The sequence below is a fragment of the Burkholderia sp. BCC0322 genome (assembly GCF_902833045.1).
In the GTDB taxonomy this organism is placed as follows: Bacteria; Pseudomonadota; Gammaproteobacteria; order Burkholderiales; family Burkholderiaceae; genus Burkholderia.
Window position 1 is genome coordinate 144,374 of sequence record NZ_CADFDU010000014.1, and the last position, 25,259, is coordinate 169,632.

Consider the following 25,259-nt stretch of genomic DNA (forward strand, 5'->3'; position numbering starts at 1 on the left):
CGTCCGTCCGGAACAGCGGGCTTACTGGCCGAGCGCGGCGCGCGCGGCCTTGACCGCCGCACGCACCTGGTCGGGCGCGGTGCCGCCCGGGTGGTTGCGGCTGGCGACCGAGCCCTCGAGCGTCAGGTAGCCGAACACGTCTTCGCCGATCAGGTGCGCGACGTTCGGCAGTTCCTGCTTCATCTCGTCGAGCGTCAGGTCGGCCAGGTCGATGCCGCGGTCGTCGCAGATCCTCACCGCGTGCGCGACGGCTTCGTGCGCGTCGCGGAACGGCAGGCCGCGCTTCACGAGGTAGTCGGCGAGGTCGGTGGCGGTCGAGAAGCCCTGCAGCGCGGCCGCGCGCATCGCGTCCGGCTTCACGGTGATGCCGGCAACCATCTCGGCGAAGATCCGCAGCGTGTCGGCGACGGTATCGACCGTGTCGAACAGCGGTTCCTTGTCTTCCTGGTTGTCCTTGTTGTACGCGAGCGGCTGGCCCTTCATCAGCGTCAGCAGCGCCATCAGGTGGCCGTTCACGCGGCCCGTCTTGCCGCGCGCGAGCTCGGGCACGTCCGGGTTCTTCTTCTGCGGCATGATCGAGCTGCCGGTGCAGAAGCGGTCGGCGATGTCGATGAAGCCGACGCGCGGGCTCATCCACAGCACGAGTTCTTCGGAGAAGCGCGACACGTGCGTCATCACGAGCGCGGAGGCGGCCGTGAATTCGATCGCGAAGTCGCGATCCGACACCGCGTCGAGCGAGTTCGTGCAGATACCGTCGAAGCCGAGCGTCTTCGCGACGGCGTGACGATCGATCGGGTAACTCGTACCGGCGAGTGCGGCCGCGCCGAGCGGCAGGCGGTTCACGCGGGTGCGGCAGTCGCGCATGCGCTCTGCATCGCGCGAGAACATCTCGACGTACGCGAGCAGGTGGTGGCCGAACGTGACGGGCTGGGCGACCTGCAGGTGCGTGAAGCCCGGCATGATCGTGTCGGCGTTCTGTTCCGCGAGATCGAGCAGCGCGCCGCGCAGGTCGTTCAGCAGGCCGCCGATACGGTCGATCTCGCCGCGCAGCCACAGGCGGATGTCGGTCGCGACCTGGTCGTTACGCGAGCGCCCCGTGTGCAGGCGCTTGCCGGCGTCGCCGATCAGCGCGGTCAGGCGCGCCTCGATGTTCAGGTGGACGTCTTCCAGGTCGAGCTGCCATTCGAATTCGCCGCGCTCGATTTCCCCCTTGATCTGCGTCATCCCGCGTTCGATCGCGGCCAGGTCGTCGGCGCTGATGATCTGCTGCGCGGCGAGCATGTTCGCGTGCGCGAGCGAGCCGGCGATGTCGACGAGCGCGAGGCGCTTGTCGAAAAACACCGACGACGTGTAGCGCTTGACCAGCTCCGACATCGGTTCCGAGAAGCGGGCCGACCAGGCCTCGCCCTTTTTGTGCAGTTGGGACGTCATGGCGATTCTTCGAAGGGGGATGTTTGGGCGGCGTGCGCCGCCGAGGGAATCCCGCGATTCTAACATTCGCGGGCCTGCCCGCCGCGCCGTGCCGCCGTGCGCGGCGGCGCGCAGGTGCGTGCCGGCCCGTTCAGTCGCGCACCAGCACCACCAGCTTCAGGTCCTCGCGGTGCGCGGGCTTCAGCGTGATCTGCTGGTACACGAGGCGACCGTCGGCCGGATGGTCGAATTCGCGGAGGCCGCCTTCGCGTTCGAACACGTCCTGCGACGCCCAGTACTGCGCGAACGCATCGCTGCCGGCGGTCAGTGCGTCGATCAGCGCGCGAGTGGGCGCATCGGTCAGGTGACGGATCGAATCGGCGCGGAATTCGGCCGCGAGCCGCCGCGCACGGGTTTCCCAGTCGACGATCAGCATGCGCGCGGCGGGCGACATGAACGTGAAGCGCAGCAGGTTGCGGTCGTGCTCGCCGTCGAGCCAGCCGGAAAAGAGCGCGGCGGCCGGTGCGTTCCATGCGAGTGCGTTCCATTGCCGGTCGAGCACGTACGCGGGTGTCGCGATTGCCGCGACGGTCGCGGCGAGCGTCGGCGGCAGGTCGCCGCCCGCGACGTCGGGTTCGGCCGGGTCGCGCTGCGCAGCCAGCTCGAACAGGTACGCACGTTCGGCTTTCGATAGTTGCAGCGCAACGGCGATCCGCGCGAGCGCGTCGGCCGACGCGGACACGGGGCGGCCTTGCTCGATCCACGTGTACCAGGTCGGGCTGACGCCGCATAGTTGCGCGACTTCCTCGCGCCGCAGCCCCGGCGTGCGGCGGCGCGGGCCGGGCGGCAGGCCGACGGCCTGCGGCGACAGCCGCTCGCGGTGGGCGCGGATGAATTCGCCGAGTGCACGGGCGGGTGTGGCGTCGAGCGGCGGGACCGGGGCGGAGGACGGGTGGTTCATGCGGAAACGGTGAAATGGAAGCGGGGACGCGGCAACGATCAGGCAGGTGTATCGAATACCAGAATAACTGCTTAACTTGTACTGGTACAAACGCAGGCCTATTGTAGCGGCTCGCGTGCTGACAGGGCAGCGCGCGTCCCACAAAACGCGTTGCATGGGGCCGGTACAGGCGCGCAGGCGTCTGTCGTACCGGCAACTGGACAAAGGAGCGAACGATGAAACACCACGACCAGGTCGCCGACGCATTCGGCACGACGGCCGACGCCTATCTGACGAGCACGGTCCATGCGACGGGCGCCGATCTGCAGACGCTCGCCGATGCGGTGCGCACAACGCCCGACGCCGCGGTGCTCGATCTCGGCTGCGGCGCCGGCCATGCGAGCTTCGCGGTCGCGCCGCACGTGCGCGACGTGGTCGCCTACGATCTCGCCGCGCAGATGCTCGCGACCGTCGACGCGGCCGCGCGCGAACGCGGGCTCGCGAACATCCGCACGCAGCAGGGCCCGGCCGAACAACTGCCGTTCGAGCCGGCGACGTTCGACTGGGTCGTGAGCCGGATGAGCGCGCACCACTGGCACGACATGCGCGCGGCGCTTGCCGAGGTGCGCCGTGTGCTGAAACCGGGCGGCCGCGTGCTGATGATCGATATCGCCGGCAACGACCATCCGCTTCTCGACACCTACCTGCAGGCCGCGGAGGTGCTGCGCGACGCGTCGCACGTACGCGACTACCGTGCGGACGAATGGCTCGCGATGTTCCGCGAAGCCGGCTTCGACGCGCACGTGCACAGCCGCTGGCGGCTGCCGATCGATTTCGATACGTGGGTCGCGCGCATCCGCACGCCGGCCGACAGCGTCACCGGCATTCGCGCGCTGTGGGCGCATGCGCCCGACGAGGTGCGCGGCTATTACGCGGTGCAGCCCGACGGTTCGTTCGAACACGACGCGTTGCTGATCGACGCGCACTGAGCGCGAGGTGGGCCGCTGCGGTTTGACCCGCGCATGAAAAAAGCCGCGATACGCACCCTCGCGTATCGCGGCTTCCACGATGTCGGCCGGCGCGGTATCACACCGCGCCGCAGGCGGGTCAACCGGTGTTGCGCAGGCCGGCCGCGATCCCGTTGATCGTCAGGTGAATCCCGCGGCGCAGCCGCGCGTTCGTGTCGCCCGCGCGGTGACGCTTGATCAGCTCGACCTGCAGGTGGTTCAGCGGATCGAGATACGGGAAGCGGTTCTTGATCGAGCGCGCGAGCAGCGGGTTGGTCGCGAGGCGGCCTTCTTGCCCGGTGATTTCCGCCAGCGCCTGCGACGTGCGCTCCCATTCCGCGACGATCCGCTCGAACACGTGCTTGCGCAGCTTGCGATCGGAAACGAGCTGCGCGTAGCGCGACGCGACCGCGAGGTCGGTCTTCGCGAGCACCATGTCCATGTTCGACAGCAGGTTCGAGAAGAACGGCCAGGTCTTGTTCATCTTCTTCAGCAGCGCGACGCGCTTCGTGCGCTCGGCGTCGTCCTGCGCGCCGTCGAGATACGCACTCACCGCGCTGCCGAAGCCATACCAGCCCGTCAGCAGCAGCCGGCACTGGCCCCACGAGAAGCCCCACGGAATCGCGCGCAGGTCCTCGATCTTGCGCTGCTTCGGATCCTGCAGCTTGCGCGAAGCCGGGCGGCTGCCGATGTTCAGCTCGGCGATCTCGGTGATCGGCGTCGACGAGAAGAAATAGTCGGTGAAGCCCGGGGTTTCATAGACGAGCGCACGGTACGCGGCCATCGCCGAATCGGACAGCGTCTGCATCGCGGCCTCGAACGCCGGCAACTGCGCGGGCGCGTTGTTCTGCGGCAGGAGCGTTGCTTCGAGCGTCGCGGCGACGACCGTCTCGAGGTTGCGGCGACCGATCTCCGGGTTCGCGAACTTGCTCGCGATCACCTCGCCCTGTTCGGTCAGGCGGATCTGGCCGTTCACGGTGCCCGGCGGCTGCGACAGGATCGCCTGGTAGGTCGGGCCGCCGCCGCGGCCGACCGTGCCGCCGCGGCCGTGGAACAGGCGCAGCGTGATCTTGCGGTCGCGGAACAGGTCGACGAGCGCGAGCTCCGCGCGATACAGCTCCCAGTTCGACGTGAGGAAGCCGCCGTCCTTGTTGCTGTCCGAATAGCCGAGCATCACTTCCTGCTCGGCGCCCTGGTGCGCGATCAGCGCGTCGATGCCCGGCAGTGCGAAGTACTCGCGCATGATGCGCGCGGCGTCGCGCAGGTCGGGAATCGTCTCGAACAGCGGGATCACCATCAGGCTGTTCCTCGCATCGCCGCCCGGTACGCCGAGCGCGCCTTCGAGCAGGCCCGTCTCCTTCTGCAGCAGCAGCACCTCGACGAGGTCGCTGACGGTTTCCGTATGCGAAATGATGTAGTTGCGCACCGCGCGTGCGCCGAATTGCGCGCGGACTTCGCGCGCCTTTTCGAACACGCCGAGCTCGCTCTGCGCGAGTGCCGAGTATTCGATGTACGGCGAGCGCAGCGGACGCGGATCGGCGAGCGCGGCGAGCAGCACGCGCTGCTTGTCTTCCTCGGCGAGTGCCGCGTAGTCGGCCTCGACGCCCGCGCGGGCGAACAGTTCGGCGACCACGGCTTCGTGGATGTCGGAGCTCTGGCGCAGGTCGATGCTCGCGAGGTGGAAGCCGAACACTTCGGCTGCACGCACGAGCGGCGCGAGGCGCGGCGCGGCGAGCGACGTGCCGTGGTGTTCGTCGAGCGACGCGGTCAGCACCTTCAGGTCGGCGACGAACGCATCGGAATCCGCATACGGGATCGCGCGCACGGGCGGCGCACCGCGGCCCGCGCTGCGCACGGGCACCGTACCTTCGCCGAGACGTACGCGCGCGCTTGCCGCGAGGCGCGTGTAGATGCCGATCAGCGCACGGCGATACGGCTCGTCGACGCGGTGCGGCGACTGGTCGGGGGACGCTGCCGCGAGCGCCTTCACGGCGTCGTTCGCGCCGACGAGCAGGTTCGACACCGACAGCTCGGCGCCGAGCTTGTGCACCTGTTCCAGATAGTGCTCGAGGATCACGGCGGCCTGGCGGTTGATCGCTTCGTCGAGCGTCGCCGCGGTCACGTTCGGGTTGCCGTCGCGGTCGCCGCCGATCCAGCTGCCCATCTGGAAGAATGCGGGTACGCGTGCGGACAGGCCGTGCTCGGCGAGTGCGGCCTCGATGTCGCCGTACAGCGCGGGCAGTTCGTCGAGGAACGTCGCGCGGTAGTACGACAGCGCGTTCTCGATCTCGTCGCCGACCGTCAGGCGCGCGTCGCGCAGCATGCGGGTCTGCCACAGCGCGGTCACGCGCGCGCGCAGCATCGCTTCGTTGTACTGGCGCTCGCGGCTCGTCAGTTCCTGGTCGCGTTCGGCAAGCAGGCGCGCGATGTCGTGCTGCGCGTCGAGAATGCTCTTGCGCTGCACTTCGGTCGGGTGCGCGGTCAGCACCGGCACGATCAGCGCATCGTCGAAGAAGCGCTGCAGCAGGCGCTTCGACGCGTTGCCGGTCGTCTTCAGCTGTTCGAGCGCGTACGCAACCGTGCCGGGCTGCGACGCGGAGCCGGCCAGCGCGTGGATGCGGCGGCGGCGGTTGTGGTGGCGGTCTTCCGCGATGTTCGCGAGGTGCGAGAAATAGCTGAACGCGCGCACGACGCTCACCGTCTGCTCCGGCGTCAGCTTGCGCAGCTTCTTCTCGAGCGTCTGCGCGGCTTCGCTGTCGTCCTCGCGGCGGAACTTGACCGCGGTCTGGCGGATCGTCTCGACGACGTCGAACACGGTGTCGCCTTCCTGTTCGCGCACGACGTCGCCGAGCAGGCGGCCGAGGAAGCGGATGTCCTCGAACAGCGGGCCGTCCTTGTCCTCGCGCGTGCGCGTGCCGGACTTCGTCGCACCGGCCGTGCGGGCCGCGGTGCGGGCAGCCGGGCCGGCGGCGTTCGTCGCGCGTTTTGTCTGACGTATCGGGTCTTTCGGTTTCGTTGCCGTTTTCGCACGGCCGTTCGCGGTGGTGGCGACGGTGTCCGTCGAGGCGTCGGAGGAGGACAGGGCAGCATTGCGGCGCGCCGTACGCGCCGATCCGGAAGACTTCACGATGGGTTTCCTTGGGAAAACTCGAGTCAAAAGGAACTGCGGAAACTGCGAAACTGCGGTCAAGCAACCAGCTACGTGCGGCACATCCGCACATCGGCGCCGCGACCCGCTCGGCGGCAGGCCGGACGCAGGCTCCGGGCCCGGGCGGGCAGGGGCGTGCGTGCTACCATTGTTCGATCTTCAATCCCGTCCTTCGATGTTCCAGCAATGAATTCCGAGACCCCTGCGGCCGGGCCGCAACAGGCACAGCTGCCCGCGACGTTGACGATTGCTTCGCGCGAAAGCCGCCTGGCGATGTGGCAAGCCGAACATGTGCGTGATGCGCTGCGCAAATTATATCCAGCTTGTGACGTGAAAATCCTCGGGATGACGACACGCGGCGACCAGATTCTCGATCGCACGCTGTCGAAGGTCGGCGGCAAGGGACTGTTCGTGAAGGAACTGGAGGCCGCGCTGGCCGACGGCCGCGCCGATCTCGCCGTGCATTCGCTGAAGGACGTGCCGATGGCGCTGCCCGACGGCTTCTCGCTCGCCGCGATCATGGAACGCGAGGACCCGCGCGACGCATTCGTGTCGAACGACTACGCGTCGCTCGACGCGCTGCCGGCCGGCGCCGTGGTGGGCACGTCGAGCCTGCGCCGCGAGGCGATGCTGCGCTCGCGCTACCCGCACCTGGAAGTGCGCCCGCTGCGCGGCAACCTCGACACGCGCCTGTCGAAACTCGATCGCGGCGACTACGCGGCGATCATCCTCGCGGCCGCCGGCCTGAAACGCCTCGGCCTCGACGCGCGGATCCGCGCGCTGCTCGACGTCGAGGCGAGCCCGCCCGCCGCGGGCCAGGGCGCGCTCGGCATCGAGATCGCATCGCAGCGCAGCGACGTCGCGGCATGGCTCGCGCCGCTGCACGACCCGCAGACCGCGCTCGCGGTCGAGGCCGAGCGGATGGTGTCGCGCGCGCTCGGCGGCAGCTGCGAGGTACCGCTCGCCGCGCACGCGGTGTGGCGCGCGGGCGAACTGTACCTGACGGGCCGCGTGTCGACGACCGACGGCAAACGCGTGCTGACGGCCGAGGCGTGCGGGGCCGTGATGACCGTCGCCGATGCGCTCGCGCTCGGCCGCGCCGTGTCCGACGAACTCGAGGCGCAAGGCGCGCTCGACATCGTCCAGGCGCTGCTCGCGGGCGCGCCGCCCGCCGGCAAGGGCGACGCCTGATGGCGGGCGGCGCGCGCGCGTTCACCGCTGTCCTGACGCGCCCGGCCGGCCAGTCCGGCGCGCTGGCGTCGCAACTGGCCGAGGCCGGCTGCGACGTGCTCGAATTCCCGTTGATCGACATCGCGCCGCTCGACGATCCGGCGCCGCTCGACGCAGCGTTCGCGGCGCTCGCCGACTACGCGCTGGTGATTTTCGTGTCGCCGAACGCGATCGACCGCGCGCTCGCGCAGTACGGCGCGATCTGGCCGAACGCACTGCCGGTCGGCGTGGTCGGGCCCGGCAGTGTCGCGGCGCTCGAGCGTCACGGCATCGCGGCGCCCGCGTATCGCGTGGTCGCGCCGCAGGCGCCGGCCGACGGAGGCGTACCCCATTACGATTCGGAAAGCCTGTTCGCGTGCATCGAGGCCGCATTCGGCGGCGCGCAGGCGCTGGCGGGCAAGCGCGTGCTGATCGTGCGCGGCGACGGCGGGCGCGAATGGCTCGCCGACCGGCTGCGCGAGGCCGGCGCGGATGTCACGCTCGTCGCCGCGTATCGGCGCGTCGTGCCCGATCCGCGCGTCGGCGCGTGGGAGCGCGTGCATGCGCTGCTCGACGGCGAGCCGCATGCGTGGCTCGTCACGAGCTCGGAAGGCGTGCGCAACCTGCACGAACTCGCGCGGGCGCATCTGAACGATGCCGAGATCGACGCGCTGAAGCACGCGCCGCTCGTGACGCCGCATCCGCGGATCGAGCAGACCGCGCGCGCATTGGGTTTTGATAGGATTACGCTGACCGGCGCGGGCGATGAGCGCATCGTCCGCGCGTTTCGAACGATGGCCGACCAGGCCGTCCAACCGGCGACAGCCGCACCGGTGACTAAACGCATGACAGATACCAACGATTCCAACAGCGTCGCTTCCCAGCCGGCCGCTGCATCCGCACCGCCGTCCCGTCCCGCCTATATGGCGTCCGAACCGCCCGCGCGCCGCGGCGGCAGCGCGGTGCTGTGGTTCGTCGTCGTCGTGCTCGGCTGCGCGGCGGGCGTCGGCGGCTACGCGCTGAACCGCAAGATCGACCGGCTCGACGGCACGTTCGTCGCGCGCCAGAAGGCGCTCGATGCGCAGACGGCCGAGACGCGCCTGAAGACCGAGCAGGCGCTCGCGAGCACCCATCAGGTCGACACGCAGCTCGCGCAGCTCGACGGCAAGCTCGCCGACGCGCAGAGCGCGCAGCAGGCGCTGCAGCAGCAATACCAGGACCTGTCGCGCAACCGCGATGCCTGGATGCTCGAGGAAGTCGACCAGATGCTGTCGAGCGCGAGCCAGCAGCTTCAACTGACCGGCAACACGCAGCTCGCGCTGATCGCGCTGCAGAACGCCGACGCGCGCCTCGCGACGTCGCAGAGCGCGCAGGCCGTCACGGTGCGCAAGGCGCTCGCGCTGGACATCGAGAAGCTGAAGGCCGCACCGGCGGCCGACCTCACCGGCCTTGCGATCAAGCTCGACGACGCGATCGCGAAGATCGACGCGCTGCCGCTGTCCGGCGAGGCGATCGTCCCGCACGAGGCGCCGAAGGCCGCGCCGGCCGACGCCGCGTCGTCGGCCGTGGCCGGCGAGCCGCGCTGGAAGGTGTGGTGGCACGACTTCTCGGCCGGCCTCGGCCAGCAGTTGAAGGGGCTCGTGCAGGTGCGCCGGATCGACAACGCGGACGCCATGCTCGCATCGCCCGACCAGGGCTACTTCGTGCGTGAGAACGTGAAGCTGCGCCTGCTGACCGCGCGCCTGTCGCTGCTCGCGCGCAACGACAGCGCGATGAAGGCCGACCTGCACGCCGCGCAGGCGTCGCTCGGGAAGTATTTCGACCAGGCATCGAAGGACACGCAGACCGTCGAGGATCTGCTCAAGCAGGTTGACGGCGCCTCGCTGACGGTTGCGGTGCCGAACCTGAACACCAGCCTGAACGCCGTTCAGCAGTTCAAGAGCCGGGGGTAACGATGACGCTTCGAGGAATCGTCTGGCTCGCAGTCCTGTTCGCGATCGCCGCTGCGCTCGCCACCGTCGGCCGTTTCGACGCGGGGCAGGTACTGCTCGTCTACCCGCCGTACCGGATCGACGTGTCGCTGAACCTGTTCGTGATCGCGATCGTCGTGCTGTTCATCGTCGTGTATGCGCTGCTGCGCATCGTGCGCAACATCTGGCGCATGCCGCAGCGGGTCGCCGCGTATCGGGCGCGTTCGCGCAACGAGAAGGCGCAGGCATCGCTGCGCGACGCGATCGCGAACCTGTACGCGGGGCGCTTCTCGCGGGCGGAGAAGGCTGCACGCGAAGCGCTGTCGGTCGATGCGAACCAGGGCGCGGCGAGTCTCGTCGCGGCCACGGCCGCGCACCGGATGCACGAGTACACGCGCCGTGACGACTGGCTGTCGAAGGTCGACGCGCCGGAATGGCAGGACGCACGGCTGCTCGCCGCGGCCGACATGCGAGCGGATGCACGCGATGCCGACGGCGCGCTTGCCGCGCTGGCCGACCTGCAGGCGGGCGGCAAGCGCATCCATGCGCAGCAGGTCGCGCTGCGGGCGCAGCAGCAGCTGAAGAACTGGGCCGAGGTGCTGAAGCTTGCGAAGGCGCTCGAGAAGCGCGAGGCGCTGCATCCGGCCGCGGCCGTACGGTTGCGCCAGCAGGCTGCGGAAAACCTGCTGCGCGAACGCCGGCACGACCCGGACGCGCTGCTCGAGGTGTGGCAGTCGCTGTCGCCGGTCGAGCGCCAGTCGCCGCGTCTCGCCGATCTCGCGGCCGATCTGCTCGTCTCGCTCGAGCGCCGCAACGAAGCGCGCCGCATCGTCGAGGACGCGCTCGCGCACAACTGGGATGCCCGCCTGCTGCGCCGTTACCCGGACACGGCCGGCGCCGATGCGCTGCCGCTGATCCAGAAGGCGGAAGGGTGGAAGAAGGATCACCCGGAAGACGCCGACCTGCTGTTCGCACTCGGCCGCCTGTGCCAGCAGCAGCAACTGTGGGGCAAGGCGCAGTCGTTCCTCGAATCGGCACTGAAGCTGGCCGACAACGAGGCGCTGAAGGTGCGTGCGCATCGGGCGCTCGCACGCCTGTTCGAGCATCTCGGCGAAACCGACAAGGCTGCGAAGCATTACCGCGAAAGCGCGCTCGCGATTACGGTGGTCTGATGCGGGTCACTCGGGCTGCCTGCTGCAGGCGGCTCGCGCAACCTGCGCAACAAAGCCCCGAAGGTTTTCCGGCCTTCGGGGCTTTTTTTCGTCCGGAGCGGGGCTGGACGACACGTCACGCGCCGAGCTTGTGCAGCAGGTCATCCTCGTTCGCGACGAACCACACCGATTGCCCGCGATTGGATTCGCGAACGAGCGCGCGAAGCGCTTCGCTGCGCGCAAGCCAGCGCTCGATGTCACCGACCACGCCGAGCCTGACGCCGTAGTTGACGAGCTTCTGCAGGACGGCGCCCGCCAGCCCGCTGTCGAGCCGGTAGAAGTCGTCGTGCAGCGCGTCCGCGGGGACCACGACCCAGTCGGCTTCGTGCTCGTGCGCGAGCGCGACGAGGTCGAGCGCATCGCTTTCGCGTTGGACCAGCCCGGCGGCAGGATCGCGGACCAGCACACGGCGGCCGGCTGCCTGGACGATTCGATGGGGCATGCGGGTTGGCTCCGTCGTCATGATCGTGTCGCGCTCCGCATCACTTGTCGACCAGCCGCTTCGGCACCGACAGCGCCAGCAACCCGCCGAGCACGAGGAACCCGGCAAGCATGTACATGCCCGAATCGTTGGCGCCCGTTGCCTGCTTGAGCCAGCCCATCATGTACGGGCTGAGGAAGCCGGCGAGGTTGCCGATCGAGTTGATCATCGCGATGCCGGCCGCGGCCGCGGTGCCGCCGAGGAACGCGGTCGGCAGGCTCCAGAACAGCGGCAGCGTCGTCAGGATGCCAATCGTCGCGAGCGTGAGGCCGAGCATCGCGAGCGCGGTCTGGTGCGCCCAGATCACCGACAGCACGAGCCCGAGCGCGCCGATCGCGGCCGGAATCGCGACGTGCCAGCGGCGTTCGCGGCGCCGGTCCGCGCTGCGTGCGATCAGGATCATCGCGACCACGGCGGCCGCATACGGAATCGCCGACAGCAGGCCGATCATGAACGTGTCGGTCACGCCGGTGGCCTTGATGATCGTCGGCAGCCAGAAGCCGACGCCGTAGAGCCCCATCACGAACGAGAAGTAGATCAGCGCCATCAGCCACACGCGCGGGCTCGACAGCACGGCGCCGAGCGGCAGGTCTTCCTTGGTGGCTTCTTCGGCATCGACGTTGCGCGCGAGCAGCGCCTTTTCTTCGTCGGTCAGCCAGTTTGCCTTCGCGATCCGCTCGTCCAGCTTGAGGAACACGACGACGCCAACCAGCACCGACGGAATACCCTCGAGCAGGAACAGCCATTGCCAGCCGTGCCACCCGCTCATGCCGTCGAATGCCTTCAGGATGAAGCCCGAGAGCGGCCCGCCGATCACGCCGGACAAGGCGACTGCCGTCATGAAGAACGTCGTCATGCGGCCGCGCCGGTGCGCGGGATACCAGTAGGTGAGGTAGAGGATCACGCCGGGGAAGAAGCCCGCTTCGGCGACGCCGAGCAGGAAACGCATCACGTAGAACATCGTGGGCGTCGTGACGAACATCGTCAGGATCGAGATCACGCCCCACGTCGCCATGATGCGTGCGATCCACACGCGCGCGCCGACCTTGTGCAGGATGATGTTGCTCGGCACTTCGAAGAGGAAATAGCCGAAGAAGAAGATCCCGGCGCCGAGCCCGTAGACGGTATCGCTGAGGTTCAGGTCGCTCGCCATCTGCAGCTTCGCGAATCCGACGTTCACGCGGTCGAGATACGCGACCACGTAGCACAGCAGCAGAAGCGGCGTGAGTCGCCACGACACCTTGCGGTAGGTTGCTTCCTCGAATGCGCCGGACGAGCCCGGCAGCGACTGCGTCGATGTTGCCATGTTGTCTCCTGTCCTTTTTGTTTGTCATGGGCCGGGGCGGGCGCAGGGTGCCGGACCCGGTTTCTTGCGATGCCTGCGTGAACGTTGTGCCGGCCGGGCAGCCCGGATACGGCTAGATGCAGCGCCCGCCGTCAACTTCGAGGCAGACGCCGGTGATGAACTCGGCCTCGTCGGATGCGAGGTAAAGCGCCGCGTTCGCGATGTCCTGCGGCGTCGAGAAGCGGCCGAGCGGGATCGTCGCGAGGAAACGGCTGCGGTTATCGGGGGTATCCTCGCAGCCCATGAATTCCGTCATCAACGCCGTTTCGCCGAGCACGGGGTTGATGCAGTTCACGCGGATGCGATCCGCGCCGAGTTCGGCCGCGAGCGACTTGCTTGCGGTGATCATCGCGCCCTTCGTGCTGTTGTACCAGACGAGGCCGGGCCGCGGCCGCACGCCGGCCGTCGACGCGACGTTCACGAACACGCCGCCGCCTTGTTCGCGGAAGTAGGGGACGAAGGTCTGCACGCACCAGAACAGGCTCTTCATGTTGACTGCGTACACGCGGTCGAATTCGGCTTCCGTCACGTCGAGCACCGGCTTGTTGCGGTGCGTGGTGCCCGCGTTGTTCACGACGATCTGCACCGTGTGGAAATCGTCGAGCGTGGCCTGCAGCAGCGCGTGCCAGTCGTCCCGCTTCGACACGTCGCCGGCCACCGCGATGGCCTTGCCGCCCGCGAGCGCGATCTCGCTCGCGACGCGCTCGGCTGCCGCGCCGTTCAGGTCGTTGACGACGACGTTCGCGCCTTCGCGCGCATACGTCTTCGCGATGCCTTCGCCGAACCCCGAGCCTCCGCCCGTGACGATTGCCGTCTTGCCGCTCAACCGCATGGTGTGTCTCCTGTGCTGGATATGAGTGCCGTCGTGTTTCGGCACGCGGCCGGGCGCTGCCGGCCACGTGCCGCGTGCTGCTTGCTACGCAATCAGCCGTGCCGGATCGCGATCGTCTTCAGCGCGGTGAAGCCGTACAGTGCCTCGAAGCCTTTCTCGCGGCCATGCCCCGAGTGGCCGACGCCGCCGAACGGCAGCTCGACGCCGCCACCCGCGCCATAGTTGTTGATGAACACCTGGCCCGCCCGCAGGCGCCGCGCGACACGCATCTGGCGTGCGCCGTCGCGCGTCCAGATGCCAGCGACGAGGCCGTATGGCGTGCCGTTCGCCAGCGCGACGGCTTCGTCTTCGTCGACGAAACGCATCGCGGCGAGCACGGGGCCGAACACTTCCTCCTGTGCGAGCCGGTGCGACGGCGGCACGTCGCGCAACAGCGCGGGCGCCTGGTAGAAGCCGCTTTCGGGCGCATCGGCGACGACCTGCCCGTGCGCGGCCATCGGAATGCCGTCGTGCTGCGCGTCGGACAGGAAATCCCACACGCGCTGCTGCTGCTTCGCGTTGATCAGCGGGCCGCAATCGAGGTCGGCTCGGCTCGGGCCGACGCGCAGCCCGTTGAACGCGGTGGCGAGGCGCTCGACGAGCGGCTCGTACACCGCGCGCTCGATCAGCACGCGGCTGCCGGCCGAGCAGGTCTGCCCGCCGTTCTGCACGATCGCGGACACGAGCACGGGCAGCGCCGCTTCGAGATCGGCGTCGGCGAACACGATCTGCGGCGACTTGCCGCCCAGTTCGAGCGTGACGGGTACGTGGTTCTCGGCCGCCATCTGCGTCACCAGCTTGCCGGTGGCCGGCGAGCCCGTGAACGAGATGTGGTCGATGCCGGGATGGCGCGCGAGCGCGGCACCCGCTTCATGGCCGTAGCCGGTGACGATGTTAAGCGCACCGGCCGGCAACCCGGCCTCGGCGGCCAGCTCGGCGACGCGCAGCAACGACAGGCACGCATCCTCGGCCGGCTTGACGACGCAGGCGTTGCCGGCCGCGAGCGCGGCGCCGACACTGCGCCCGAAGATCTGCATCGGGTAGTTCCACGGCACGATGTGGCCCGTGACGCCGTGCGGCTCGCGCACCGTCAGCACCGTGTAGCCGGCTTGATAGGGGAGGGTTTCGCCGTGCAGCTTGTCGGCGGCGCCTGCGTAGAACTCGAAGTAGCGCGCGAGCGCGGCTGCGTCGGCACGTGCCTGTTTCAGCGGCTTGCCGGTGTCGCGCGCCTCGATCGCGGCGAGTTCCTCGATCGAGGCGGCGACACGCGCCGACAGCCGCATCAGCACGCGGCCGCGCTCGGCGGCGCTGGCGGCGCCCCACGGGCCCGCGAATGCATCGCGGGCGGCGGCGACCGCGCGCTCGATGTCGGGCGCCGTGCCGCGGGCGATCGATGCGAATGGCTGGCCGTCGGATGGATCGACGACCGCGATGGTTTCCAGTTGCGTGGGCAACGTCCATTCGCCCGCGATGAAGTGCTTCGCCTCTTCCATGCCAGCTCCTGTCGACCCGAGTTAGCGCTTCAGCGCTTACTCGGGTCCCATGCTTTGCGGTCGACCCGAGTTAGCGCTTCAGCGCTTACTCGGGTCCCATGCTTAATCGAGTCCCATGCTTCGCCGTCGACCGGCGACCCCACTTCAACGCCAACGCCGATTCCACATGACGCGGCCGGTGGTTCGTCGGGCGGGCATCCGGAACGATTATCGGCCGATCGTCATCCGGACGCCACCGGTCGATTGGCTATAATGGCGCATTCCCTTGCGGGGCGCCTGCGGCGGTGCATCGGCCGCGGCGCCCTGTCCCGAATTCCCATCGACCTACAGAGAGTGCTCATGAGCTTCAATCATGTTCCGGCCGGCAAGGACCTGCCGCAAGATTTCAACGTGATCATCGAGATTCCCGCGCAAAGCGATCCGGTGAAGTACGAGGCGGACAAGGAACTGGGCCTCCTCGTCGTCGACCGCTTCATCGGCACGGGCATGCGCTATCCGGTGAACTACGGCTACATCCCGCAGACGCTGTCGGGCGACGGCGATCCGGTCGACGTGCTGGTGATCACGCCGTTCCCGCTGCTGGCAGGCTCGATCGTGCGTTCGCGCGTGCTCGGCATGCTGCAGATGACCGACGAGTCGGGCGTCGACGCGAAGCTGGTCGCCGTGCCGCACGACAAGGTCTGCCCGATGACGGCCAACCTGAAGTCGATCGACGACGTGCCCGAGTACCTGAAGGATCAGATCAAGCACTTCTTCGAGCAATACAAGGCGCTCGAGAAGGGCAAGTGGGTGAAGGTCGAAGGCTGGGCCGGCATCGAAGCCGCGCACAAGGAAATCGCCGACGGCGCAGCGAACTACAAGAAGTAAGCGGCGTACCGGCCGACGGCCGGTTCGTGCGAAACGCAAACCGCGCGTGTCTCCTCAGGAGGCCGCGCGGTTTTGTTTTGTGCGTTGAGGTGGTTTGCGTATGGAGGTGGGCGACGTGGCTGTGGCCGGCGCGTCCTTCGTGCGCTTCGCGCGGCGAGGTGCAACGGGTGCAACGGCGGCCGCATCGGTAGCAGCCGGCCGGCGGCGACCCGGTGCGGGCGCGTCGACTTCGCGTCCGTTCGTGACGGGTTTGCCGCTGGCTGCCTGCGCTTTTCTTTTCGACGAAGCGGTCGCGGCCGGCTTGTCCTTTTTTAACGGGGTGTCGCGCGACGAAGTCTTTCTTGCGACCGCATCGCTGTCGGGCTTCTTGCGCTTTGCGACCGGGGCAGCTTTTGTCGCCTTCGGAGACTTGGGGGCTTTCGCAGGCTTGGGGGCTTTCGCAGGCTTGTCGACCTTTTCAGCTTTCCCGGCCTTTCCCGCCTTCTTCCTGCCTTTACCCGTCTCAACCGTCTTCGCCGCGCTATCGACGTTTTCCGCCTTCGCCTTCTTCCGCCCGCTGGCACCGGCCTTCAACCCGGCCGCGTCACCACTCGTATCGACGGCCGGCGCGGCCGGCATCACCGATTCCAGCGACCGCAACCCGGCAGCCAGTTCCCGCTTCTGCACGGCCGTGAGCCGCTTCACCCAGTATTCGGCGCGCGACGCGCTCGACCGGTCGGGCAGCGGAAACGATGCGAGCACCGCACGCGGCTTGCGCGAGCGCGTGTAGCGCGCGCCCTTGCCGGAGGCGTGTTCGTCGAAGCGCGCGGCAACGTCGGTCGTGATGCCGGTGTAGACGCTGTCGTCGGCGCATTCGATCAGATACAGAAACCAGGACATGGCAGGGCGGCGGGATGCGAAGCCGCCAGTGTCTCAGAAAAAGTGCCCGTCAACGCCACCGATCGCCGTGCCCGTCGCGGAAGCGGCTCGGCGCCGCGCCGAGTTCGCGCGTGAAGAAGCGCGTGAACGCGCTCGTCGAACGGAAGCCGACCCGTACGCCGATCTCGCCGATCGGCAGTTGCGTGTTCAACAGCAGGTCGCGCGCTTCGCCGAGCCGCGCCTGCGCGACGAGCGCATGAAACCCGACCGCTTCGCGATGCAGGCGCCGGCGCAGTGTCCAGCGCGACATCGCGAAGCGCGTGCAGACGTGCTCCATCAGCGTGTCGGATGGCACGTCGGCGTCGTCGGACGTGCGCAGCCAGTCACGCACGCATTGCTCGACCGACGAACCGAACGTCGAGCGGGCGCGCACGCGTTCGCGCGCGACGTCGGCTGCGTGGCGCTGGATGTCCGCGAGCGGCGCGTTGTAGCGCTCGAACGGCGTGTCGAAGCGCGCGGAGCGCAGCACGACGCGATTGTGCGCGGCATCGAACGACACGGCCGCGCCGAGGAGGTCGCGCAACGCGGCCGTCGGCGCGAACGCGCGGCCCGCGAATGCGGCTTCGTCGACCTGCACGTGCGGATCGTACAGGCGCGCGAGCGCGGCGAGGATCGCAAAATTCGCGAACGCGCTACTGGCGGGCCGGCCGTCACCCTCGTTCACGTACTCGAGCGCGATCGCGCCGCCGGTTTCATGCGCGAACACCCAGTCGACGTTGCCGATCAGTTCGCGGTAGCGCAGGTAGCCGTGCAGCGCGTCGCGCAGCGTCGCGGCGTTGCAGGTGATGCCCGCGAGCTCGGGGAACGGCACGAGCCACGGCACGACCTGCGGCGGCGGCCGATGCCAGGACAACGGCCATTCGCTCATCAGCCGCATCGCGGCGACGTGCCGATCGCCGGGGATGCGCCGCGCGTCGTCGGCGAGGTCGGCCGCGCCGATGCCGAGCGTCGCATACAGCGGCGCGACGTCGAAGCCGTTGCGGCGCATGTCGTCGAACGCCTGTCGGTAGACCCGGACGGATACCGATTTCTGTCGTAACTCCATGTCTCTCTCCATGACCTTCGGGTTTGTCCCCGCTGCGAGAGGTCAAGTGCTGCTCCTGCCGGTCAAGCATGGTGACCGGTCGATTCTTAGACTCGAACGCTGGAGTGTGGCGACAAGTACAACAGATCGATTCAGGAGGATCAATGAAAACTTCGCTGTTCCGGTGTTCGACGATTGCGTCCGCGTGCGCGCTCACGGTGCTGCTCGCGTCGTGCGGCGGCGACGACATCCACGCAGGCCCGGCCGCGCCGGCCGACCCCGATGCCGCGGCCGACCAGCGCGCGGCCGCGCTCGTCGCGCAACTGACGACCGACGAGAAGCTGCAGCTCGTGCACGGCACGGGAATGCCCGCGCTCGACCTGGGCGGGCCGTTTCCGGCCGACGCGCTGAACGGCGCGAGCTACATCCCGGGCGTGCCGCGGCTCGGCATTCCGGGCGTCAGCAGCGCCGATTCGGCAGGCGGCGTGAACGTGAGGAACGCGCGCGTGACCGCGCTGCCCGCGCCGGTCGCGCTCGCGGCGACGTGGGATCCGGCGCTCGCCGGCACCTACGGCACGCGCATCGCGCTCGAATTGCGCGCGCTCGGCTTCGCGGAAGGGCTCGGCGGCGGCGTGAACCTTGCGCGCGAGCCGCGCAACGGACGCACGTTCGAATACATGGGCGAGGATCCGGTGCTCGCGGGCACGCTTGGCGCCGCGCGCACGCAGGCGACGCAGGCGCAGAAGGTGATCGCGACGATCAAGCATTTCGCGTTCAACGACCAGGAAACCAACCGGATGACGATCGATTCGGTCGTCGACGAGCGAACCATGCGCGAGGCCGAGCTGCTCGCGTTCGAGATTGCCGTGAAGGACGGCCAGCCGGGCAACGTGATGTGCTCGTACAACAAGCTGAACGGCGTGTATGCGTGCGAGAACCCGTATCTGCTGACGACGGTGCTGAAGAACGAATGGGGCTTCAAGGGCGTCGTGCAGTCGGACTGGGGCGCGACGCATTCGACGGTCGCGGCCGTACAGGCGGGGCTCGACGAGGAGGAACCGGGCGCGGCGGACGACAGCAACGCGCCGCTCGGCTCGTTCTTCAACACGAAGCTGCGCGCGGCGCTGCAGGCCGGCAGCGTGTCTGCGTCGCGGCTGAACGACATGGTGCAGCGCAAGCTGCGCACGCTGATCCGCGTCGGCGTGATGGACGCACCGCCGAAGCCGGGCGGCGCGATCGACGAAGCGGCCGGCAACGCCGATGCGCTCGCGATCGCACGGCAATCCGCGGTGCTGCTGAAGAACGCGGCCGCGCCCGGCGATGCGCGGTCCGTGCTGCCGCTGGCGGCCGGCGCGCTGAAGTCGGTCGTCGTGATCGGCGGGCATGCGGACGCGGGCGTGCTGTCGGGCGGCGGCTCGGGCGCGGTGCCGGCGATCGACGGCAACGCGGTGACGACCTGTCAGCAACCGGCCGGTATGCTGTTCGGCGGTTGCGCGACCTGGTACAAGTCCGCGCCGCTCGCGGCGATCCGCGCGAAGGCGCCGAACGCATCGGTCAGCTATCTCGACGGGACCGACGCGAATGCCGCGGCGAGCGCGGCCGCGCAGGCCGATGTCGCGATCGTGTTCGCGACGCAGTGGCAGACGGAAGGGCTCGACCTCGCGAGCCTGTCGCTGCCCGATGCGAAGGCCGACCCGTACAACCAGCAGTACGACCAGGACGCACTGATCGCCGCGGTCGCGGCGAAGGCGAAGCGCGTGATCGTCGTGCTCGAGAACGGCAGCCCCGTGCTGATGCCGTGGCTCGCGAACGTGCATGGCGTGCTCGAAGCGTGGTATCCGGGCGCACAGGGCGGCCAGGCGATCGCCGACCTGCTGTTCGGCGATGCGAACCCGTCGGGCCGGCTGCCGCTGACGTTCCCGAAGCAGGAGGCCGACCTGCCGCAGCCGGCGATCGATCCGGCGAGGTCGCAGACCGTCTATGCGGAGGGGCTCGCGTACGGCTATCGCTGGTTCGATGCGAAGGCGATCGAGCCGCTGTTCCCGTTCGGCTACGGGCTGTCGTACACGACGTACGCGCTTTCCGGGATGACCGCGGCGGCCGATGCATCGGGCAACGTGACGGTCGGCGTGACGGTGACGAACACCGGCGCGCGGGCCGGTGCGCAGACGGTGCAGGTCTATGCGGCGCTGCCCGCGTCGCTCGGCGAGCCGCCGAAGCGGCTCGTCGGCTGGACCAAGGTCGCGCTGCAGCCGGGCGAGGCGCGCACGGTCGGCATTGCGATTCCGTCGCAGCGTTTCGCGACCTGGGACGTGACCACGCATGCATGGCGGGTCGGTGCGGGCAGCTATACGCTCACGGCCGCCGCGTCGTCGCGCGATCCGCAGGCGCTGTCGCAGGCGGTGTCGCTCGCGGCGCGCTGACCGGCCGCGTCATGCATCGGGCGGGCCCGGCCGGCCACGCGCCGGATTCCCCCGATGCGGGGCGGCGCGCGAGCCGTCTCGCGTTACCCGGTGCCGCGCCGGAACGGATCGTGTTCGCGCAGTTCGTCGACGTATGCGTGAATATGCTCGGTCTCGCGTTCGAGAAAGCGCGCGACCGCGTCCGAGAACGCCGGGTGCGCGAGCCAGTGCGCGGAGTGCGTGACGGTCGGCAGGAAGCCGCGCGCAAGCTTGTGCTCGCCCTGCGCGCCGCCTTCGAACGTATCGAGCCCGGCCTCGATGCAGAATTCGAGCAACTGGTAGTAGGCCGTTTCGAAATGCAGGCACGGCACATGTTCGACCGCGCCCCAGTAGCGGCCGTACAGCGTGCCGCCGCCGTTTTCGCCGCGCCGGTAGACGGCGAGCGCACTGGCGATCGGCTGGCCGCCGGCTTCTGCGATCACGAGCAGCAGGTTCTCGGGCATCGTCGCGCCGATCGTGCGGAAGAAGTCGAGGTTCAGGTACGGGCTCGAATAGTGTTCGCGATAGGTCTGCCGGTAGCAGCGCGAGAAGAACCGCCAGTCGGCGTCGGTGATCCGGTCGCCGGTGAGCCGCCTGAACGTCACGCCCGCATCGTGCACCTTGCGCCGCTCCGCGCGGATGTTCTTGCGTTTCTTCTGCTCGAGCGTGGCGAGGAAATCGTCGAAGTGGCGGTAGCCGTCGTTGATCCAGTGGAACTGCACGCCTTCGCGCAGCATCATCCCCATCGATTCGAGGAGCGCCGCTTCGTCGCCGGTCGGGAACAGCACGTGCAGCGACGACACGTCGCTCTGCTCGGCGAACGCGAGCAGCGTGGCCGCGAGCCGGCGGCGCGCGTCGTCGTCGGCCGCGAGCAGGCGCGTGCCCTGCACGGGCGTGAACGGTACCGCACACAACAGCTTCGGGTAGTAGGGCAGGTCGTTGCGCTGGTACGCGTCGGCCCAGGCCCAGTCGAACACGTATTCGCCATACGAATGCTGTTTCGCGTAGACGGGCGCGGCGGCCGCGAGGCGGCCGGTGCGCGGGTCGGTCAGCGTGACGAAGTGGGGTGACCAGCCGGTATCGTCGACCGCGCAGCGCGCGACGTGCAGCGCGTCGAGGAATTCGTGGCGCAGGAAGGGCGTCGGCTGCGCGTCGCGGGCAAGCAGCGCGTTCCATTCCTCGGCCGGCACCTCCGCGGGGGACGACAGGATGCCCGTGCGATAATCGATGCGTTCGTGTTTCAAGCGTGAATCCGTACCATTCTGTGTCGCCGGATGCGCGGGCCTGCGCGGCCCGCACCGGGACGTTTTCGTCAGCCGTTCAGGGCGCGCCGCCGGGCTGCGCCGATCCCGCCATGAAGACCCGACTCGCTCTCGCCCAGATCAACGTCACCGTCGGCGACTTCGCCGGCAACGTCGCGCGGATCGTCGCGGCCGCGCGCGCCGCGCACAACGATGGTGCGCAGCTGATGGTCGCACCCGAACTCGCGCTGTCCGGCTATCCGCCGGAAGACCTGCTGCTGCGGCCCGCGTTCTACGCGGCGGCCGCGGCTGCACTCGACGCACTCGCCGACGCCCTGAAGGCGTTCGACGGGCTCGCGGTGCTGGTCGGCCATCCGCTGCGCGGCACAGGCGAAGGCGTGCACGCGCCAGCCGTCGATGGTAATGCAAACCGACCGATCGAGCGCGGCGTGCCGCCCACCGATACCTACAACGCGGTATCGCTGATCGTCGGCGGCGAGATCGTCGGCACCTACCGCAAGCAGGATCTGCCGAACGCCGAGGTGTTCGACGAGAAGCGCTATTTCGCGACGGACGCCGAGCCGCTCGTGTTCGAGCTGAACGGCGTGAAATTCGGCGTGATCATCTGCGAGGATGCGTGGCACGCATCGGCCGCGCAGATCGCGAAGGCGGCCGGCGCGCAGGTGCTGCTGATCCCGAACGGCTCGCCGTACCACATGAACAAGGAAGCGGTGCGCTTCGACATCCTGCGCGCGCGGATTCGCGAAACGGGGCTGCCGATGGTGTACGTGAACCTCGTCGGCGGGCAGGACGAGCTCGTGTTCGACGGCGGCTCGTTCGTGCTCGACGCGCAGGGCGCGCTGGTCGCGAAGATGCCGCAGTTCGACGAAGGGCACGCGATCGTCGAATTCGAAGGCGCGCGGCCGCTGCCGGGCGCGATCGCGCCCGAGCTGTCGACGGACGCGCAGGTGTACCGCGCGCTCGTGACGGGCGTGCGCGATTACATCGGCAAGAACGGGTTTCCGGGCGTGTTGATCGGGCTGTCGGGCGGCGTCGATTCGGCGCTGGTGCTGGCCGTTGCATGCGATGCGCTCGGGCCCGAGCGCGTGCGCGCGGTGATGATGCCGTCGCGCTTCACGGCCGACATCTCGACCACCGACGCGGCGGAAATGGCGCGGCGCGTCGGCGTGCGCTACGACGAGATCGCGATCGCGCCGATGTTCGATGCGTTCCGCGTATCGCTCGCGGGCGAGTTCGCGGGCCGCGCGGAAGACGCGACGGAAGAAAACATCCAGGCGCGCATTCGCGGCACGCTGCTGATGGCGCTGTCGAACAAGTTCGGCTCGATCGTGCTGACGACCGGCAACAAGAGCGAGATGGCGGTTGGCTACTGCACGCTGTACGGCGACATGGCCGGCGGGTTCGCGGTGATCAAGGACATCGCGAAGACGCTCGTGTACCGGCTCTGCCGCTATCGCAACGAAACGGCCGATTACCTGCTGCGCGACGTGATCCCCGAGCGGATCCTCACGCGCGCGCCGTCGGCCGAGCTGCGCGAGAACCAGACCGACCAGGACAGCCTGCCGCCGTACGACGTGCTCGACGCGATCATGCGGATGTACATGGAAGAGGACCGGCCGCTCGCCGAGATCGTCGCGGCGGGTTATGCCCAGGCCGACGTGGAACGCGTGACGCGGCTCATCAAGATCAACGAATACAAGCGCCGCCAGGCGCCGATCGGCATTCGTGTCACGCATCGCGCATTCGGGCGCGACTGGCGCTACCCGATCACGTCACGTTTTACCGAACGGCTCGATTGAGCCGTGTCGCGCCGTGCGCGGCTCGCCGGCTTACAATCGGGATCGCGATTTTTCATCCAAACGAGCATTGAGGGACAACCATCATGAAACGCATCACAGCCATCATCAAGCCGTTCAAGCTGGACGAAGTCCGCGAAGCGCTCGCCGAAGTGGGTCTCACGGGCCTGACCGTGACGGAAGTGAAGGGCTTCGGCCGCCAGAAGGGCCATACCGAGCTGTATCGCGGCGCCGAATACGTCGTCGATTTTCTGCCGAAGATGAAGATCGAGGTGGTCGTCGCGGAAGCGCAGGTCGACCAGGTGATCGATGCGGTGATCGGCGCGGCGCGCACCGGCAAGATCGGCGACGGCAAGATCTTCGTGTCGGACGTCGAGCGCGTGATCCGCATCCGCACCGGCGAAGAGAACGAAGCGGCCGTCTGAGCGCCGCATTCGTCGATGGGACGGCGAAACCGGCCCGCCAATAAAAAACGGTGCGATACCCGGTTGGGTACCGCACCGATACGCGCCTCTCGCAGCAGCGTGGAAAACGTCGTTGAATCGATTCTTTGAGAACGTCGCCTGATCAGAACAGGTGCTGGATACCGGCGTAGACGCCGGTCTGGCTGCCGCCCGGATTCGGGTTGCCCGTCGACACGGCCGTACCGGCGCCGTTCGCGTTCAGGCCGAAGTTGGCGTTCTTGCTGTTGCGCACCGTCGCGACCTGCAGGTCGAACAGCGTGCGCTTCGAGATGTTGTACGAGCCGCCAACCGTATAGATGTTCGCGTTGCCGCCGCCGTGGTTCGCGTTCACGTGATACACGGCTGCGATCAGCGCCGCTGCCGGCGTTGCCTGCCACGTCACGCCGCCCCAGACTTGCTGGGTGCCCGTCACGCCGGCGTTGACTGCCGGGCCGCCGCTGCCGTCGGCGCGCGAGGCCTGGTAGGCCGCTTGCACCTTGAACTGGCCGAGGAACACGTTCACGCCCGCGAAGTATTCGCGCGAGTAGTTGAACACGTCCGAGAAGCGGCCGTTGCTGTCGCGCGTTTCGTCATAGATGCCGCGCAACTGGAACAGCGAATTCGTATAGGTGACCTGTGCGCCGGCTGCACGGCCCGCTGCGCCGGCCGTCGTGTTGCCGTTGAAGCTGGTCGAGTTCGAGAACGAGAACTGGCCGTAGAAGTCGAGGCCGTAGAACTGCGGCGACTGGTACGACACGTTGTTGCTGGTCTTGTTCCAGTTGCGGCCGCGCACCAGCGATGCCGTCGACCAGGCCGACTGGCCGAACGGGTCGAAGTCCCACACGCCGTTGGCGATCGCGAGCTCGCGACCCAACAGCAGCGTACCGTAGCGGTCGTTGGAGATACCGACCGTCGCATAACGATCCCAGATCGAGCCGCTGAAGCCGCCCGTCATCGTGTTGAACGCGCCTTCGAGGTGGAACAGGATCTTGTTGCCGCCGCCGATGTCCTCGGTGCCCTTCAAGCCCCAGAGGCTCGTGCCCCAGTCGCCGCTTTCCGCGCGCACTTGGTGGCCGTTTTGCAGGCCGTTCAGGTACTCGATGCCGGCGTCCAGGCGGCCATACAGCGTGACGCTGCTCTGCGCGTGCGCCGTCACCACCCCAGCAGCCATCAGCGCGGCCGCGACCAAAGCTTTCTTCATCATCTCCTCCATACCCTGTCAAAAAGTCAACCCAGACTGCACGAGATGCCCGGAGCGCGAGCGCCGGGCAAAAGCGGGATAACCAGGGAGACCTCGTGCAGGGCCGGTAAGCGCAGCACGCGGGCAAGCGGACGGAAAACCGTTGATTGGTCCCGCGCAGCCGGGTCGGCCTGCGGGGTCTCCTTGTAGTGTCGTGAAGCTAAACTACATTTCACGAACTTC

General features: G+C 68.4%; 19 protein-coding genes. 8 read left to right on the forward strand and 11 right to left on the reverse strand.

The features are described 5' to 3' along the window. Nucleotides 1-21: 21 nt before the first annotated feature. Together argH and HWX39_RS29800 are read right to left on the reverse strand one after the other, a co-directional pair. On the reverse strand, nt 22-1,431 hold the full coding sequence (gene argH / locus HWX39_RS29795; RefSeq protein ID WP_175971274.1) for an argininosuccinate lyase: 1,410 nt from the start codon (nt 1,429-1,431) through the stop codon (nt 22-24). Between the two features lie 130 nt (nt 1,432-1,561). Then, complete coding sequence (locus tag HWX39_RS29800; protein WP_175971275.1) at nt 1,562-2,371, reverse strand: helix-turn-helix transcriptional regulator; 810 nt, start codon at nt 2,369-2,371, stop codon at nt 1,562-1,564. A gap of 215 nt (nt 2,372-2,586) precedes the next feature. Between HWX39_RS29800 and HWX39_RS29805 the strand changes: the two genes are divergently transcribed. After that, on the forward strand, nt 2,587-3,339 hold the full coding sequence (locus tag HWX39_RS29805) for a class I SAM-dependent methyltransferase (RefSeq protein ID WP_175971276.1): 753 nt from the start codon (nt 2,587-2,589) through the stop codon (nt 3,337-3,339). A 118-nt stretch (nt 3,340-3,457) separates the two neighbouring features. On the opposite strand, the gene ppc is transcribed toward HWX39_RS29805, so the two are convergent. Next, complete coding sequence (gene ppc, locus HWX39_RS29810; protein ID WP_175971277.1) at nt 3,458-6,484, reverse strand: phosphoenolpyruvate carboxylase; 3,027 nt, start codon at nt 6,482-6,484, stop codon at nt 3,458-3,460. A 207-nt stretch (nt 6,485-6,691) separates the two neighbouring features. Between ppc and hemC the strand changes: the two genes are divergently transcribed. Genes hemC through HWX39_RS29825 form a run of 3 tightly spaced genes read left to right on the forward strand, consistent with a single transcriptional unit; the run spans nt 6,692 to nt 10,856 of the window. Further along, on the forward strand, nt 6,692-7,696 hold the full coding sequence (hemC, locus tag HWX39_RS29815) for a hydroxymethylbilane synthase (RefSeq protein ID WP_175971278.1): 1,005 nt from the start codon (nt 6,692-6,694) through the stop codon (nt 7,694-7,696). Next, the gene (hemDX, locus tag HWX39_RS29820; protein WP_175971279.1) at nt 7,696-9,666 is read left to right on the forward strand and encodes a fused uroporphyrinogen-III synthase HemD/membrane protein HemX; all 1,971 of its coding nucleotides are present in this window, start codon (nt 7,696-7,698) and stop codon (nt 9,664-9,666) included. The genes hemC and hemDX overlap by 1 nt, the downstream gene beginning before the upstream one ends. Before the next feature lie 2 nt (nt 9,667-9,668). Beyond that, nucleotides 9,669-10,856, forward strand: a complete 1,188-nt coding sequence (locus HWX39_RS29825) for a heme biosynthesis protein HemY (protein ID WP_175971280.1) — start codon at nt 9,669-9,671, stop codon at nt 10,854-10,856. Between the two features lie 115 nt (nt 10,857-10,971). Here the strand turns inward: HWX39_RS29825 and HWX39_RS29830 are convergent, their stop codons facing one another. The 4 genes from HWX39_RS29830 to HWX39_RS29845 all read right to left on the reverse strand — a co-directional run bounded on the left by HWX39_RS29830 (nt 10,972) and on the right by HWX39_RS29845 (nt 15,085). After that, entirely contained in the window at nt 10,972-11,337 is a 366-nt protein-coding gene (locus tag HWX39_RS29830; RefSeq protein ID WP_175971281.1) for a DUF4180 domain-containing protein, read from the reverse strand. A gap of 40 nt (nt 11,338-11,377) precedes the next feature. Then, the gene (locus HWX39_RS29835; protein WP_175971282.1) at nt 11,378-12,682 is read right to left on the reverse strand and encodes an MFS transporter; all 1,305 of its coding nucleotides are present in this window, start codon (nt 12,680-12,682) and stop codon (nt 11,378-11,380) included. Between the two features lie 112 nt (nt 12,683-12,794). Beyond that, nucleotides 12,795-13,553, reverse strand: a complete 759-nt coding sequence (locus tag HWX39_RS29840) for an SDR family oxidoreductase (protein WP_175971283.1) — start codon at nt 13,551-13,553, stop codon at nt 12,795-12,797. A 92-nt stretch (nt 13,554-13,645) separates the two neighbouring features. After that, a complete protein-coding gene (locus tag HWX39_RS29845) occupies nt 13,646-15,085 on the reverse strand; it encodes an aldehyde dehydrogenase family protein (RefSeq protein ID WP_175971284.1) in 1,440 nt (479 codons plus the stop codon). Between the two features lie 339 nt (nt 15,086-15,424). On the opposite strand from HWX39_RS29845, the gene ppa reads away from it, so the two are divergent. Next, nucleotides 15,425-15,952: an inorganic diphosphatase gene (ppa, locus tag HWX39_RS29850; RefSeq protein ID WP_027786751.1), complete on the forward strand. Its 528-nt coding sequence runs from the start codon at nt 15,425-15,427 to the stop codon at nt 15,950-15,952. 54 nt (nt 15,953-16,006) lie between these two features. On the opposite strand, the gene HWX39_RS29855 is transcribed toward ppa, so the two are convergent. Further along, nucleotides 16,007-16,831, reverse strand: coding sequence for a GIY-YIG nuclease family protein (locus HWX39_RS29855; RefSeq protein ID WP_175971285.1), 825 nt, complete (start codon nt 16,829-16,831; stop codon nt 16,007-16,009). A 49-nt stretch (nt 16,832-16,880) separates the two neighbouring features. Next, on the reverse strand, nt 16,881-17,915 hold the full coding sequence (locus tag HWX39_RS29860; RefSeq protein WP_175971286.1) for an AraC family transcriptional regulator: 1,035 nt from the start codon (nt 17,913-17,915) through the stop codon (nt 16,881-16,883). Nucleotides 17,916-18,058: 143 nt separating this feature from the next. Here HWX39_RS29860 and HWX39_RS29865 point away from each other — a divergent pair, with 143 nt between their 5' ends. Beyond that, complete coding sequence (locus tag HWX39_RS29865; protein WP_175971287.1) at nt 18,059-20,317, forward strand: glycoside hydrolase family 3 C-terminal domain-containing protein; 2,259 nt, start codon at nt 18,059-18,061, stop codon at nt 20,315-20,317. Between the two features lie 83 nt (nt 20,318-20,400). On the opposite strand, the gene HWX39_RS29870 is transcribed toward HWX39_RS29865, so the two are convergent. Then, nucleotides 20,401-21,579 carry a GNAT family N-acetyltransferase gene (locus tag HWX39_RS29870; protein ID WP_175971288.1) on the reverse strand — a complete coding sequence of 393 codons (1,179 nt, stop codon included), beginning with the start codon at nt 21,577-21,579 and terminating at the stop codon, nt 20,401-20,403. Between the two features lie 110 nt (nt 21,580-21,689). Between HWX39_RS29870 and HWX39_RS29875 the strand changes: the two genes are divergently transcribed. Further along, nucleotides 21,690-23,396 carry an NAD+ synthase gene (locus HWX39_RS29875; RefSeq protein ID WP_175971289.1) on the forward strand — a complete coding sequence of 569 codons (1,707 nt, stop codon included), beginning with the start codon at nt 21,690-21,692 and terminating at the stop codon, nt 23,394-23,396. A gap of 83 nt (nt 23,397-23,479) precedes the next feature. Beyond that, nucleotides 23,480-23,818: a P-II family nitrogen regulator gene (locus tag HWX39_RS29880; RefSeq protein ID WP_006398637.1), complete on the forward strand. Its 339-nt coding sequence runs from the start codon at nt 23,480-23,482 to the stop codon at nt 23,816-23,818. Nucleotides 23,819-23,960: 142 nt separating this feature from the next. On the opposite strand, the gene HWX39_RS29885 is transcribed toward HWX39_RS29880, so the two are convergent. Continuing rightward, a complete protein-coding gene (locus HWX39_RS29885) occupies nt 23,961-25,040 on the reverse strand; it encodes a porin (protein ID WP_175971290.1) in 1,080 nt (359 codons plus the stop codon). Nucleotides 25,041-25,259 lie beyond the last annotated feature (219 nt).

Excerpts from the sequence above, each read along its gene's own strand:
- HWX39_RS29825 (WP_175971280.1), top strand. The coding sequence starts at position 9,669 with ATGACGCTTCGAGGAATCGTCTGGCTCGCAGTCCTGTTCGCGATCGCC.
- HWX39_RS29800 (WP_175971275.1), bottom strand. The coding sequence starts at position 2,371 with ATGAACCACCCGTCCTCCGCCCCGGTCCCGCCGCTCGACGCCACACCC.
- HWX39_RS29885 (WP_175971290.1), bottom strand. The coding sequence starts at position 25,040 with ATGATGAAGAAAGCTTTGGTCGCGGCCGCGCTGATGGCTGCTGGGGTG.
- HWX39_RS29830 (WP_175971281.1), bottom strand. The coding sequence starts at position 11,337 with ATGCCCCATCGAATCGTCCAGGCAGCCGGCCGCCGTGTGCTGGTCCGC.
- argH (WP_175971274.1), bottom strand. The coding sequence starts at position 1,431 with ATGACGTCCCAACTGCACAAAAAGGGCGAGGCCTGGTCGGCCCGCTTC.
- HWX39_RS29855 (WP_175971285.1), bottom strand. The coding sequence starts at position 16,831 with ATGTCCTGGTTTCTGTATCTGATCGAATGCGCCGACGACAGCGTCTAC.
- hemDX (WP_175971279.1), top strand. The coding sequence starts at position 7,696 with ATGGCGGGCGGCGCGCGCGCGTTCACCGCTGTCCTGACGCGCCCGGCC.
- HWX39_RS29845 (WP_175971284.1), bottom strand. The coding sequence starts at position 15,085 with ATGGAAGAGGCGAAGCACTTCATCGCGGGCGAATGGACGTTGCCCACG.
- ppa (WP_027786751.1), top strand. The coding sequence starts at position 15,425 with ATGAGCTTCAATCATGTTCCGGCCGGCAAGGACCTGCCGCAAGATTTC.
- HWX39_RS29840 (WP_175971283.1), bottom strand. The coding sequence starts at position 13,553 with ATGCGGTTGAGCGGCAAGACGGCAATCGTCACGGGCGGAGGCTCGGGG.
- HWX39_RS29880 (WP_006398637.1), top strand. The coding sequence starts at position 23,480 with ATGAAACGCATCACAGCCATCATCAAGCCGTTCAAGCTGGACGAAGTC.
- HWX39_RS29860 (WP_175971286.1), bottom strand. The coding sequence starts at position 17,915 with ATGGAGTTACGACAGAAATCGGTATCCGTCCGGGTCTACCGACAGGCG.
- HWX39_RS29835 (WP_175971282.1), bottom strand. The coding sequence starts at position 12,682 with ATGGCAACATCGACGCAGTCGCTGCCGGGCTCGTCCGGCGCATTCGAG.
- HWX39_RS29875 (WP_175971289.1), top strand. The coding sequence starts at position 21,690 with ATGAAGACCCGACTCGCTCTCGCCCAGATCAACGTCACCGTCGGCGAC.
- hemC (WP_175971278.1), top strand. The coding sequence starts at position 6,692 with ATGAATTCCGAGACCCCTGCGGCCGGGCCGCAACAGGCACAGCTGCCC.
- HWX39_RS29865 (WP_175971287.1), top strand. The coding sequence starts at position 18,059 with ATGAAAACTTCGCTGTTCCGGTGTTCGACGATTGCGTCCGCGTGCGCG.
- HWX39_RS29805 (WP_175971276.1), top strand. The coding sequence starts at position 2,587 with ATGAAACACCACGACCAGGTCGCCGACGCATTCGGCACGACGGCCGAC.